Source organism: Maribellus sp. YY47 (assembly GCF_023111095.1).
Lineage (GTDB): Bacteria > Bacteroidota > Bacteroidia > Bacteroidales > Prolixibacteraceae > Draconibacterium.
On record NZ_JALGYW010000011.1, the window covers coordinates 118,928 to 132,877 of the forward strand.

At 43.3% G+C, this 13,950-nt stretch carries 12 protein-coding genes; 3 read left to right on the forward strand and 9 right to left on the reverse strand.

Features of this window, described 5'->3' with window-relative positions; translation table 11 throughout:
* Position 1: 1 nt before the first annotated feature.
* Positions 2-2,032 (forward strand): transketolase, encoded by a 2,031-nt coding sequence (locus MR764_RS11015; protein ID WP_247979466.1) that lies wholly within the window; start codon positions 2-4, stop codon positions 2,030-2,032.
* Positions 2,033-2,309: 277 nt separating this feature from the next.
* Here MR764_RS11015 and MR764_RS11020 read toward each other — a convergent pair whose 3' ends face one another.
* The 5 genes from MR764_RS11020 to MR764_RS11040 all read right to left on the reverse strand — a co-directional run bounded on the left by MR764_RS11020 (position 2,310) and on the right by MR764_RS11040 (position 6,112).
* Positions 2,310-2,738: a VOC family protein gene (locus tag MR764_RS11020; RefSeq protein ID WP_247979467.1), complete on the reverse strand. Its 429-nt coding sequence runs from the start codon at positions 2,736-2,738 to the stop codon at positions 2,310-2,312.
* Between the two features lie 119 nt (positions 2,739-2,857).
* Complete coding sequence (locus tag MR764_RS11025) at positions 2,858-3,370, reverse strand: hypothetical protein (RefSeq protein ID WP_247979468.1); 513 nt, start codon at positions 3,368-3,370, stop codon at positions 2,858-2,860.
* A 25-nt stretch (positions 3,371-3,395) separates the two neighbouring features.
* Complete coding sequence (locus MR764_RS11030) at positions 3,396-3,953, reverse strand: hypothetical protein (RefSeq protein ID WP_247979469.1); 558 nt, start codon at positions 3,951-3,953, stop codon at positions 3,396-3,398.
* Between the two features lie 144 nt (positions 3,954-4,097).
* Positions 4,098-5,534, reverse strand: a complete 1,437-nt coding sequence (locus tag MR764_RS11035) for an outer membrane beta-barrel protein (RefSeq protein ID WP_247979470.1) — start codon at positions 5,532-5,534, stop codon at positions 4,098-4,100.
* Positions 5,534-6,112 (reverse strand): sigma-70 family RNA polymerase sigma factor, encoded by a 579-nt coding sequence (locus MR764_RS11040; RefSeq protein WP_247979471.1) that lies wholly within the window; start codon positions 6,110-6,112, stop codon positions 5,534-5,536. The genes MR764_RS11035 and MR764_RS11040 overlap by 1 nt, the downstream gene beginning before the upstream one ends.
* A gap of 386 nt (positions 6,113-6,498) precedes the next feature.
* Between MR764_RS11040 and MR764_RS11045 the strand changes: the two genes are divergently transcribed.
* Positions 6,499-7,152, forward strand: coding sequence for a NigD-like C-terminal domain-containing protein (locus MR764_RS11045; RefSeq protein WP_247979472.1), 654 nt, complete (start codon positions 6,499-6,501; stop codon positions 7,150-7,152).
* Between the two features lie 165 nt (positions 7,153-7,317).
* Complete coding sequence (locus tag MR764_RS11050) at positions 7,318-7,863, forward strand: hypothetical protein (protein WP_247979473.1); 546 nt, start codon at positions 7,318-7,320, stop codon at positions 7,861-7,863.
* Positions 7,864-7,943: 80 nt separating this feature from the next.
* Here the strand turns inward: MR764_RS11050 and MR764_RS11055 are convergent, their stop codons facing one another.
* The 4 genes from MR764_RS11055 to MR764_RS11070 all read right to left on the reverse strand — a co-directional run bounded on the left by MR764_RS11055 (position 7,944) and on the right by MR764_RS11070 (position 13,816).
* Positions 7,944-9,584 carry a hypothetical protein gene (locus MR764_RS11055; RefSeq protein WP_247979474.1) on the reverse strand — a complete coding sequence of 547 codons (1,641 nt, stop codon included), beginning with the start codon at positions 9,582-9,584 and terminating at the stop codon, positions 7,944-7,946.
* A gap of 240 nt (positions 9,585-9,824) precedes the next feature.
* Entirely contained in the window at positions 9,825-11,216 is a 1,392-nt protein-coding gene (lpdA, locus tag MR764_RS11060) for a dihydrolipoyl dehydrogenase (protein ID WP_247979475.1), read from the reverse strand.
* Positions 11,217-11,480: 264 nt separating this feature from the next.
* Positions 11,481-12,599 (reverse strand): methylmalonyl Co-A mutase-associated GTPase MeaB, encoded by a 1,119-nt coding sequence (gene meaB / locus MR764_RS11065; RefSeq protein ID WP_247979476.1) that lies wholly within the window; start codon positions 12,597-12,599, stop codon positions 11,481-11,483.
* A 128-nt stretch (positions 12,600-12,727) separates the two neighbouring features.
* A complete protein-coding gene (locus tag MR764_RS11070) occupies positions 12,728-13,816 on the reverse strand; it encodes a DUF1573 domain-containing protein (protein ID WP_247979477.1) in 1,089 nt (362 codons plus the stop codon).
* Between the last annotated feature and the right edge of the window lie 134 nt (positions 13,817-13,950).

Below are 13,950 nucleotides of genomic sequence, written 5' to 3' on the forward strand. Positions count from 1 at the left end.
AATGAGTAAAAGTATCGAAGTAAAAGCAGCCGACAACATTCGAATCCTTGCGGCGTCAATGGTTGAAAAAGCAAAGTCAGGACACCCCGGAGGAGCAATGGGCGGTGCCGATTTTGTTCACATTCTTTATTCCGAATTTTTAAACTACGACCCGTCAGATATGACATGGGCCAACCGCGACAGGTTTTTCCTTGATCCGGGCCATATGTCGCCGATGTTGTACTCGGTTTTGGCACTGGGAGGATTCTACTCGATGGAAGACCTCGCTAACTTCCGCCAGTGGGGAAGCGTTACTCCGGGACACCCTGAAGTAGATGTAGCCCGCGGCGTGGAAAACACTTCAGGCCCGCTTGGACAGGGACACGTAATGGCTGTGGGAGCAGCAATTGCCGAACGCTTTTTGGTAGCCCGTTTTGGCGAATGGATGGCCCACAAAACCTATGCTTTTATCTCGGATGGAGGTGTTCAGGAAGAAATTTCTCAGGGTGCCGGCCGTGTTGCTGGTTACCTGGGACTGAATAATCTGATCATGTTCTACGATTCCAACGACATTCAGTTATCGACCGAAACGGATGCTGTTTCGCTGGAGGACACGGCAAAAAAATACGAAGCCTGGAACTGGAAAGTAATTACCATTGAAGGAAACGATATTGGTCAAATTCGCGCAGCACTAAAAGAAGCCAATGCAGAAACCGAAAGACCTACCTTGATCATCGGCAAAACAATCATGGGTAAAGGCGCTTTGACCAGCGACGGAAGTAGTTTCGAGCGCAAATGTGCTACCCACGGGATGCCATTGGGCGAAGCCGGTGCTTCTTTCGAAAAAACCATCGCGAATCTGGGCGGCAATCCGGAAAATCCGTTTGTGATTTTCGATGATGTGAAAGCTCTTTATGAAACAAGAAAAGCAGAACTGATTGCAGCCGCTGCGGCAAAAAAAGCAGCACAGGCTGAATGGGAAGCCGCTAACCCGGAACTGGCAGCGAAACTGGCCAAATTCTTCTCGAAAGAAGCTCCTGCTTTCGACTTTTCAAAAGTGGAACAAAAAGCCAATACCGCTACACGTGCCGCATCGTCGACCGTACTGGCCGCTTTTGCTGACGAGATCGAGAACATGATCGTATCTTCTGCCGACTTGTCGAACTCTGATAAAACAGATGGTTTCCTCAAAAAGACAACGTCATTCACCAAAGGTGACTTCAGCGGATCTTTCTTCCAGGCAGGTGTAAGCGAGCTCACCATGGCAGCCATTATGAACGGTATGGCACTGCACGGCGGTGTAATTCCGGTTTGCGGTACTTTCTTTGTTTTCTCAGATTACATGAAACCGGCGCTTCGTTTGTCGGCACTTATGGAATTACCGGTAAAATTTGTTTGGACCCACGATGCGTTCCGCGTAGGAGAAGATGGTCCGACACACCAGCCGGTAGAGCAGGAAGCACAGATCCGCTTGATGGAAAAACTGAAAAACCACAACGGCCACAACAGTACGCTGGTACTTCGCCCGGCAGATGCCAACGAAGCTACAGTAGCCTGGAAAATGGCACTCGAAAATACGTCTACTCCTTCTGCCCTGATCCTTTCGCGTCAGAACATCAAAAATCTTCCGGTAACCGGCAACGCTTATGAAGCAGCCCTGCAGGCAGAAAAAGGTGCGTATGTGGTAATAAAACCGGAGGGAACACCTGATGTAGTACTTTTGGCCAGCGGTTCTGAAGTTGCAACACTTGTTGCCGGAGCCGAGTTGCTGACCGAAAAAGACGGGCTGAAAGTACAGGTTGTTTCTGTTCCATCAGAAGGCGTGTTCCGCAATCAACCGAAAGAATACCAGCAGAGTGTGCTTCCGCTGGGCATTCCACGATTTGGGATGACTGCCGGTTTACCTGTAACACTAGAAGGTCTGGTAGGTGAAAACGGAAAAATATGGGGACTGGATTCGTTTGGATTCTCTGCCCCGTACACAGTTCTCGATGACAAACTTGGATTCAACGGCGAAAACGTGTACAACCAGGTAAAACAAATGTTAGCCTAATTGGCAAAATAATTATAAGTGAGAGGTGCTTCCGACAGGGAGCACCTTTTTTATTGCTGAAAGTCAATTTTTAAAAATATCCAATTCTCAATTTTGAATGTAAAATATCCAACAAAATGAGGCAAATTGGATATTGGGAATCTACATTGAATATTCTCCATTGAAAGTTTCATACAGATCCTGTATAGGTATAAACATCCTAACGTTCACTTCTTTTGGTGATTCCCCGGAATCGTGATTTTATTATTGCTGCTTGCCTTGAAATTCATGTTTGAAATCAGGATCTCCAGCCGATCATCCAGCCAATTTCAAACTTGTCAACCAGCATTCCGAAGTACTCTCCCCAAAATGTTTTCTGCATCGGCATGCTAATCATTCCGCCTTCTGACAATGCATTAAACAAACGATCCGCTTCTTTTTTGGATTCTGCACTAACCGAAACCGAGAAATTATTACCTACGCGGTGCTGCGAAGCCCAGTCTCCTCCTCCGTCACTTCCCATCAGTACCGTTTCGTCGCTTATCGGGAGCGAAACGTGCATAATCCTATCGGCCAGTTCACTGTTCATCGAAGGCAACCCTTCCACCTTAGGCATTTCCTTGTAGCGGCTGAACATCTGGAATTCACCACCAAACGCATCTTTATAAAAATTGAAGGCTTCTTCGCAGTCGCCGTTAAACAGCAGGTAGACATTCACTTTAGCCATATCGATTCGTTTATTAAATTTTACTCCTTTACAAGGTATAAAATCGTTTTGTTTTATGAAACCCTCTGGCAATCAAACTAAAAACAGGTGAGAGGTTCACGACAATAAAAAAGGAGATGCTAATTTTGTTCCGGCACCTTAAGCAATTCTGAAGGCGCTTCGGTCTCCGCTGATTTTTGTCTCTTGAAAATATAACGGGTGATAAAAATACCGTTTGAATCGTCGGTTCCTCCGTAACTTTCAACTCCTGTTACCACAAAGGCCAGATCCCAGCCATCAAGCAGCATCTGGTTGATCTTCGAAGTAAGCAAAGCATCGTTCGATGCGATGTTCTGAAAACGAATTCCGCCAACATTGAAAAAGTTGAGTAGTTTGGTTTCGTCGTAGTCTTTGATCCGTATCTCATCCCGTTCGCTTTTATTCCGGTCGCCGTGGTCTTCGGTTTGCGTAGTCGTAAAATCGCGGTAATCCACATTCGAATCCGTCGATATTAATCGCGAACGCCCAATTCCATTGGGAACAATCGATTCAATACTCGTAATTATTTTCACCTCGAAAACAGGTTTATCCTGTCCTTTTACAAGCGACGAAAGCGTCAAAATTACGATGGCTGCCAATACTAATTTCTTCATCTCTTAAATGTGTTTCTATTTGTTTTTATTGGGAAAGTTGTTCTGCTTTTTTCTTGAAATAATAACGGGTCATAAACAGTCCGTTGGGATCGTTTTTATTTTCTTCCTCCTTACTGTCATCGTTCAGCAAAACTTTAAGTCCTGCTTTCAACAGTTCTTTTTTAACGCTCACATTAATCATTTTGCTCTCTACACCGGCGCCTACAAAAAAAAGCTCCCAGCCTTGTTCCAGCATTTCATTGATTTTCGACATCATCAGAGCATCGTTTGTGGCTACGTTTTGAAACCGGATACCTCCTTCGTTGTACAGATTTAAAAGCTTGGTTTCTTCATAATCCTTTACTCGAATATCCTTCCGGTTGCTCTTGTTCCGATCACCTTTTTCTTCGGTTTGCGTTGAAGTAAAATCGAGGTATTTTACTTCCATATCGGTCTCAAACATGCGCGACCGCCCCAGCCCATCCGGAACCAGCGATTCAACACATGTAACTACTTTTACTTGATATTTTGGAATTTGCGCATCAACAAAGTCTGTAAAAACAAACCAGCTGAAGGCTAACATCAGCATCGTCTTTTGTATCATATCACAATATTACCTGGTCAACAACAAGAATTACATTGTTTTAAAAATAAGTGTATTAGGCGAGAATACCAACCCCTGCTATCACAAAATACTTTTTAGTCTTGTAATTTTATTTATCGACCTGAAAATGAAAATTACCTACTGTTAAAATTGATAATACACCCCGGTATAAAGCCCCAGGCGGTAAGGTTTATAAACCACATCGGGATTGGTATTGATCGAGTTGAGGTAGTAATTGAAACGCGGTTCGACGGCTAGCGAAACGTGTCTGCTAATCGCGTAACTCAAGCCCACCCCCACGGTACCGGAAATATTGAAGGTCGAAATGTCTTCGGTGCTGCCAATACGTTGCCGGCTTCCTCCACTTTCGATGTAGGCATTGTTACCCACTACCAAACCGGCATTAAAACCACCCATTACATCTATGCCAATTTTTTTATCGTAGACATTATAACGCAGATACAACGGTATTTCAACAAAATCAAACGTTTGAGCAAAACGACCATCTGCGGTCATTACCGATGCATAGTCTTTGCTTTCAGCGGTGTTGGCTAACGCAAGTGTTGCATTCGTTGGAGTGCTTGTAATATTTACAACTCCGGCAGTGGTATTCATCAGGATTTCCCCCTGACTCAATTCAACAACGTTTGAGAAAACGCCATCTCCGGTAACCAATTCGGACCGGCCAGTAGCAAAATCAAAAGAGGGACTTGCTGCATAAAGACGATCGGAAGAACCGGAGCCTGATTTCATTCCGTTTTTAGCATAGTACACCCCCGATTCCACGCGTAAACGACTACTTGTTTTATACTGAATGGACAAACCGCCACCCACATTCCCGGAACCGTCGCTCGAATTGTAATTCAAATTTCGGGAATACTCATCGCTGTGCGACGCTGAATGTGATGCATACCCGGGCGAAACATTGGCGCCAACAATCCATCCGGATTTGGAATCCGCTTTTTTGCTAAAATCCTTTGCATTGGCAGCCATTAGTCTACGGTCGGCCTCGGTGATTTCGTCAACCGTTTTTGTGGTTTCGGCATCAGACGAAAAAGCACTTCTTTCAGCCAATGTAGTTTCGGTATCTACTTTTGCATACGCCCGAATACTTTGCAACAAGCTGTAAGAGATTCGTTCAACTGCTTCTGTCAGTCCCGACGGTTTTTCTGCTTCAACCACTTGTGCCTCCGACACCCACAAAGCTTGAGTCGGCTTTTTATGTGTTTCCGGCAGAGTCTCAAAACCGGTGTTGGCTTTCCCGCTGCCGACTTCTTTTTGAGATGCCATCTGTTCTTCGGATGCTTTTTCTGCCTCTGTTTGCGGCGATTGTACAGCCGCCTGACGACTCAAAACGTCGCGCGAAACCGATCCCGATCTCTCATTCAGCAGCCATCCTGCAATAAAAGCAAAAATAACAACTGCTGCCGCTGAAATCCATCCGACATAAATCATCCGAACTTTCCGGCGCTGCTGAGCCATCTGCTCCTGGAGATTCGTCCAGACATGCGCAGGCGGCTCCACTGAAAAGTTCTCAAACTTATCACGGATCAACTTGTCCATATTTCCCTTATTACTCATCAAGCCGAATTATTACTTTTTTCACCTTCACCGTAAAGTGCCTTTACCTTTGTTTTCAATATGTCTCGGGCACGCGCCAGGTTCGATTTTGAAGTGCCCACCGTGATTTTCATTTCGCGGCTGATCTCATCGTGACTCATTCCTTCAATCACATATAAATTAAAAACCATACGATAACGCGGCGGCAATTCCCGGATTAAACCAAGAAGTTCCTGTGCCGATATATCGTCCATGATTTCATCAGCGTACTGTTGGTTTTCGTAAATTGAAACATCTTCAACCGGATACATGGTTTGCTGTTTTCTGAATTTCTCCAGCGAAACATTTACCATAATCCTCCTTACCCAGCCTTCAAAAGAACCTTCGTGCCTGAAATTTTTTATACTCGAGAATACCTTAATAAATCCTTCCTGCAAATTATCTTCTGCTTCCGAATTATCACGCGAATAACGCAGGCATACTGCAAACATCTTCGATGCAAACATGCGATACAGCTTTTCCTGGGCACGCATTTTGCCCGAGGCACACTCCGCTATTATTTGTTTCAGGTCTTCCAAAGTCGTTTGCAAATGTGCCATAAATGTAAGTAATATTGCCGACTTGTGCCGGGCCTCTACTACCTCGCATTTGCAGATCGGTTACACGGTTATTACTACTAATTCAACCCATAGATGTACCCGAAAATAAAAAGGTTGCGTGGCGGTCAAAAAAAGTAAGTTTTTTACGGATCCATCCGCTCACGATCGCCACACACTACTATTCATAACTTCCGTCTTCTGTCTTTCAGAAACTTAAGCAGCGAACGCAACCTTTTGCCCTCAAAAAACATCTTGGCAATGTATTTCGATTACAGAATCAGATAAAAATGCCAAACTATTTGCAGGAAAAATCCAACACCCGGAATATGAAGATTAAACAGACTAAAACAATGATTTGATCGTTTAAGGTAAAAAGTCAGAAAGCCATGAAACAACTCTTTTTTATCTTCATTTTATTTTTAGTTGCATTAACCAGCTGCAACGACGACGACAATACTCTGCTGATGGCTGAAACAGGAACTGTTCTCGATTATGCCGGAACGGGTGGATGCGGAATTGTGATTGAACTCGATAACGGAACAGTTATTCAACCTCTTTACTATCCAGAAGGATTTATTTTTACCGAAGGACAGCGTGTTCTGGTGGAATACACCAAGCTCAAAAAAGTGATGAATGCCTGCGAAGAAGGAACTCCCTGCGAAATTAGCTACGTAGAAGAATTATCGTGTGCTCCGTATGTCGATCTGTATTTCGAGAATTACGACAGCCTGGCGCGTGATCCGGTTCATATGCACGAGGCGTACCTCGACGGCGACTGCCTGTATTTTAAGCTTTCGTATGGTGGAGGCTGTCAGGAACACACCATAACTCTGGCCCGTCTGCATTCGGTTAACGACGACGATAAAGTACCCGTATTCGAAATCAGACACGATGCCAACGACGATCTTTGCGAGGCTTGGTTTACCCGCGAATTCAGGTTTAACATCAGTGGCTTGCGCGAGGAAGGAATCAGCAAGTTTACGCTGGCCACCAAATTGATTAACGGAGAAGTCTACAATAAAACTTTTGAATTGAATTAGGAAGGGTATTCCTAAATTTTGTTGCACAGTTAGTTCTACAAAGCTGCTTCGTTGGAAGCAGCTTTTTTTGAATGAAAAATATAAAACCAGCAATAAATTGCTCAACCGTTTTCTCGGAACACCATTTTAACTTATCTTGCTTACAAATTCCAAAACATTTTCTTTATGAAACAAAACTTATCATTTACGCTTATTTTGATTTTTCTGATTGTACTATCGTCATGCGACAAGATCAATGAAACGAAAAACGTAAATATCAACACTACCATGTCGATGGAAATTCCGGTTAGTGTGAAAGCTCCTATCTCTGCTACTGTGAAATCGGCCCAAGTCAGCTATTCATTTTCTGATTCGTTGACCCAGTCGATTGAAGAAGTTGAAAAATTAACCGGCTACCTGGATCTAATGAAATCGATGATAGTAGAGGACGTTTATGTGGTTTTTAGCGGACTGCAGGAAAATCAAACCATCGAAAGAATAGATTTTTCCCTGGATGGTGTCGGGTTGTTTGCGACTATTGAAAACGTGACTTCTGCTACTCTTAATCAACAACCCGAAGTCAACAAATCGTTACTCGTGCTAATTGGAAACGTATTGAGGGCGAACAATGAACTGAAGCTTACCGTCTCAGGAACGGCAAACAATGCACCCATGACTTTTAATGTAACTACTTATTTCGACCTGCATATTGTAGCCGCTCCTCTTGAATAATCAGAAAAACAGGAAAAGCTTTCAACAAAAAATGGGTGTGGAAAATTCCACACCCATTTTTTTATTCTGAAGCTATTCGTTTAAAAAATGCTGTATGAAATACCTGCAGAGATACTCGTGGTCGTCTTTTTATAGCTCTCGTCGTACTTTCCAAAAGTTGGATCTTCGAAAGTAACTGTTTCCTTTTTGTAGAAGGTATTCAAAACACCGGCATCCATTGTAAGACGATCGGTTAACTTCCAGCAAATACCAGCGGCCAGTGAATGGGACGGGTTGCTAAAACTAAAATCGCTTTGGTACGAATCAGCAACGCCCATATCAGATCGCAATCCCCCCACACTGAAGGCAAACTTATCGCTTAAATTAAACTGTAATCCCAAAGCCAGTTCATAGTAGTTTTTGTCGATATCGCGATGCACTAGCTTACCGGCAGACTTGTCGCGCACATTGTAACCGTAATCTACATTTTTGTCGAAATAAAGGTTGTAGGAAAGCTGTGCTTCCAACCATTTCAGCCCGCGATAACCAACTCCTGCAGCGAAAATGGCGGGAACATCGTTTTGTGTTTTTGCCCCGTCCGGGAACAATCCCATTTCATCAATTTTGGTATCGTTCTCCAGTTTCAGATAGGTTTTGTGCTCGTATTTCAACGCAATGTTCCAATCGTCGTTTGGAGCAATATTTACAGCAACGATAGGGGTAAATCCAAGACCTTTTTGTTTTACATCCACTTCTTTGTCATTCATCGAACCGGAAGTCTGTGTCAACAAAGCAGAAGTTGCATTTAACTGATTGGCTTTATCCTGAAAAGCCGGACTTGCCTGTGTATAAGCAGTATGTATTTGTGTCAGGTTCATGCCACTGATCATTTCGGGTGAAACTCCGGCATAAACCAGTCCGGTTTCGATCTGTGCTTTCTGTGTTGAAGTAAGCATTCCTGCTCCTTCCAACTGAGCTAAAGTATAAGCACCTCCATCAGCCAGATAAGGACTCAGGGTTTGAGGCATATCAGCTGCAGCCTGCATTGCAGTTGCGAAAGTTCCCACCTGAGTAGCAGCGCCGGTTAACCATGCCGCTGCCGGTGTATTGTTCACCATTATATTGGTAATTGAACCTTTATAGGTATTAATGGCGGGCATCACGCGAACACCTCCGTAAACCGAAATCACTTTATTAATATCGTAAGTAGCCCCCAGCTGAATTCCCCAGAAAATAGAAGAAGCTTCCAGTTCCATATTCAGGTCATAACTAGTTACCGCAAGCGCCGGATCAATCTGTGTGAGACCAGCCAAAGATGGTACTATTTTGGAAATCGGAATTTCAAATGAAGGTAATCCATTATCAAAAGTAGCGGTTCCTCCACCTGCTGCCGGGCCAACACCAAACGAAAAAGCCCATTTACCTTTTTTGTAAACACCATATAAGTCAGGATAAACAGGGATCGTTGTTTTTCCTTCATAATACGGATCATTCAGGTATGGAAATCCCGAATTTATTTCTCTTTTCTGAAAAATAGTTTGACTGTAAAACGCGAAATGCCATCCATCCTGCAAGCTTGTTAAACCCGCCGGATTATAAAACACACCGTCGATGTCGAGAGAAGCGTTACGAGATAACATTCGCACATATTGTGCACTTTGATTGTAGTTGGTTAGTAGACCTCCACCGAATGCGGTCTGGAGCAGCGTAACTAACGCGGCCATCAAGGCTAGTTTTTTCATACAAATAACTTTAAATCTTTGATATTAACCCTATTAATAATACAAAACACCGGGCAATCACTCGATACTAGTAGCTGAATTTGGAGTCAAAATTAGAATTAATTACGATTATACAAAATATTCGAAACTGATAAACAACATCTTATGTTTCTTTCGAACAAATTCGTCCAATGGTCGACTATTTACCAACAAAAAAGCCCGCAGAAACCTACGGGCTATCTCATTACTTAATATCGTATTTTAGATATGTATCACTTCGTCGTAAGCTGCTGCAGCGGCTTCCATTACGGCTTCACTCATGGTTGGGTGAGGGTGAATCGTTTTGATCAATTCGTGACCCGTAATTTCCAGTTTTTTGGCGACCACCATTTCAGCAATCATTTCGGTTACATTACCTCCAATCATATGAGCTCCAAGCAATTCACCATATTTGGCATCGAAAATAAGTTTTACAAAACCATCTTTCTGACCGGCAGCGCTTGCTTTACCACTTGCAGAATAAGGGAATTTTCCAACTTTAATTTCGTAACCGGCTTCTTTTGCTTTTGCCTCGGTAAGTCCCACCGAAGAAACTTCCGGACTGGTGTATGTACATCCCGGAATATTACTGTAATCGATTGGTTCCGGGTTCATTCCGGCAATCTTCTCAACACAGGTGATCGCTTCAGCCGATGCAACGTGTGCCAAGGCAGGTCCGGCAACAATGTCGCCAATTGCATAAACACCTTCCACATTGGTACGGTAAAATTCATCTACTTTCACGCGTCCGTTCTCGGTTTCAACGCCCATTTCTTCGAGCCCTATTCCTTCGGTGTTTGGTGCAATTCCAACAGCAGAAAGAACAATGTCGGCTTCCACTACTTCCTGTCCTTTTTTGGTTTTGATGGTTACTTTGCACTTGTCTCCTGAGGTATCAACGCTTTCAACCGAAGAACTTACCATCACAGCCATCTTCGATTTTTTGAAATTACGCTCCAATTGTTTGGCCACTTCTTCGTCTTCGTTGGGAACCAGTGTCGGCATAAATTCAACCAAAGTTACCTTTGTTCCGATGGTATGATAAAAGTAGGCAAATTCGCTACCAATCGCGCCTGAGCCAACCACCACCATACTTTCGGGTTGTTTATCAAGGGTAAGCGCTTTGCGGTAACCGATTATTTTTTCACCGTCTTGCGGAAGATTGGGCAATTCGCGCGAACGTGCACCGGTTGCCAAAATAATGTGTTTTGCCGTATATGTGGATTTCTTTCCGGCGTCATCGGTTACTTCAACCGTGTTTTTACCGGCTAGTTTTCCCCATCCAAAAATGGATTCCACTTTATTTTTTTTGAACAAGAATTGGATTCCTTTGCTCATTCCGTCAGCCACTCCGCGGCTACGTTGCACCATTGCACCGAAATCTGGTTTTACTTCTCCTGAAATAGATACACCATAATCGGCTGCGTGTTTCGCATATTCAAAAGCCTGAGCACTTTTTAATAACGATTTTGTAGGGATACATCCCCAGTTCAAGCAAATACCTCCAAGGTTTTCTTTTTCGACAACAGCTACTTTCAATCCCAGCTGTGAAGCACGAATGGCAGCCACATATCCGCCGGGACCACTGCCAATAACTATTACATCGTAATTCATTTTTATTATTTTTTATTTCTATGGTTTTCAAACGAAACGTCTTCTCTGTCTGAACCTGATTCAACGCAAAAAAGATGTTATATTCTGTCTGTTTACTGAATTTTGATTTAAGTTATAATAACATCTCTTTAGCAGAAAGGTTCTCCAAAATTAGCGCTTTTAACACATTCCAGAATCCTGTACTGTATGGGTCACTTTCTTTTGAAACCGCAAACCAAACCTTTCGCCCGGTAACACAATATCCATTAGGGAAAAGGCTGCTTTTTATTTTAATCGCGAATACAAATCGAGCAACTCGCCGGCGGCCACAAAAGAACTCATCGCGTCGTTTCGCACATAATTTTCCATCACCTTCAGTTTTTCTTTTATTTCCGGATGATCGTAAAAATTACGTTTTAAGTTTTCCTCAATGGTTTCATACATCCAATAGGTAGCCTGTGCGTTTCTTCGCTGATAAAAATAGCCTGAATTTGTGGTCAGATTCTTATATTTCTCAATCTGCTCCCAGATGGCTTCAATCCCTATTTTATTGAAAGCAGAACAAGTCAGGACTTCCGGCTCCCACTGCGATTCTTTGGATGGAAACAGATGTAACGCGTTTTTGTATTGCACTTTCGCTATTTCCGCTCTTTCGAGGTTGTTCCCGTCGGCTTTGTTAATAGCAACCAGGTCGGCCATTTCCATAATCCCTCTTTTTATACCCTGAAGTTCGTCGCCGGCACCGGCCAGCATCAAAAGCAGGAAAAAATCGGTCATCGAATGAACGGCTGTTTCGCTTTGACCTACCCCTACTGTTTCAATAAAAACATGATCAAAACCGGCTGCTTCACATAAAATAATTGTTTCGCGGGTTTTGCGCGCCACGCCTCCCAGTGAGCCCGCTGATGGGCTGGGACGTATATAGGCATTTTTGTCTCCCGACAGTTCCTCCATTCGGGTTTTATCTCCCAAAATACTTCCTTTCGAACGTTCACTGCTCGGATCAATCGCCAACACGGCCAGTTTTCCGCCCTGCGAAGTAATATAACTCCCCATGGCTTCAATAAAAGTACTCTTTCCCACCCCGGGCACGCCGGTTATACCCACACGAATTGACTTCCCACTATAAGGCAGACATTCTTTTATAATTTCCTGGGCCACTTCCTGATGTTCGCGTTTTGAACTCTCAACAAGCGTAACCGCTTTACTTAACAAGGTGATATTGCCTTCCAGGATACCGTTAACGTAATCGCCGGCAGGCAGCAACTTTCGCTTTTTATTCAAAAAACGCTTAATCGACTCGTCGTTCACCACTTCGGGTTTCTCAATTCCCGCATTAACGGCTAATCCTTTAAAGGCCGGATCGTTTTCGATGTGATGATGTACATCTTTCTTCTCTGTCATCTGTATTGTCTAATATGACTTCAAAAATACTACAAAATAAAAACACCTTCCAGATATAACATAAAAAAGAAGGTGTTGAAGAATTAATCCTCAACACCTATTCTTGTATTATTCTTATCCGACTGAACCTAGTCAGCAAGCACGTTACTTGAAACCCGCAAGGTAGCTGTCGGATTTTTGGGATCGTTCGTAATCACAGTAATCGATTTACTTTGACGGCCGCGCTTTCCGCGAGAATCAAAAGTAACTTCAATCGGTGCAGTTTCTCCGGGCGCAATTACCTTTTTAGACGGAGCCACAGCTGTACAACCACATGAAGAACGGACGCGACGAACAAACAACTCTGATTTTCCATTATTGGTCAACTGGAATGTATGCGTTTTTTTGTCGCCTTGTTTCATATCGCCAAAATCGAACTCAGTTGGCTTATAATCAGCAACCGGAGCTTTAGCAAGCTGTTCCGGAGTAAGATTTGAAAAATCTTCTTCGATGGTTGCGCTTACGCCAACAGAGTTTTTATAATCGTTGCTTCCGTCTAACGACAGGTAAATTCGGTGTGAGGTAAACCCGTATTCATCAACTTTCTTCGAATCGTAGGTTACAATCATATTTCCGCGGCCATGAGCAGGAATTGTTGAAGGTTCAACTTTTGCTGTAAGGTGGCCCGGAACGGTACGAAATCCGACCTCAATCGGACTATCAGTGTCGTTAACCAGCTCGAGTTCCTGAGTGGCTGTTTCTCCCATCTTCAGTTTGGCAAAAGAAATGTAATTTGTTTTTACACGCAGGTTACCAATTGTTCTTGGATATTCTTCTGCCAGTGTTTTTTCACGGGGAGCAACGGTGCCCGAAATCTTCAAAACTACAGTAGCGTTTTCAGCATTTGAACTAACAGTAACGGTTTTGTTGAAAGTACCCGGACGGTTTTGTGGATTGTAACTTACATCGATTGTTCCACTCTCTCCGGGAGCAACCGGTTCGCGGGTCCACTTAGGAGTAGTGCATCCGCAGGAAGCACGTACATTGGATAATACCAACGGAACATCCCCGCTGTTTTTAAATTTGAATGTAGTGGTTTGAACACCATCCGATTCTTTAAAGGAACCAAAATTATGTTCCATCTCATCGAATGTAATTTTTGCTTTCCCCTGGGCGATTGCAAAATTGCAGGCAATAACCAACGAGAAAACAGTCAGCAATTGAAAAAATCTTTTCATGATAAATATTTTAAATTTGTAGGTAATATCAACTTCGCTAAACAAATGTAGGAAGCGTTTGGCGTAAAGGCTGTTAATCAAGGCCTATATTTTGTTAACGAGTTGTTAACCTGTAAAACAAGACGCATAATTGA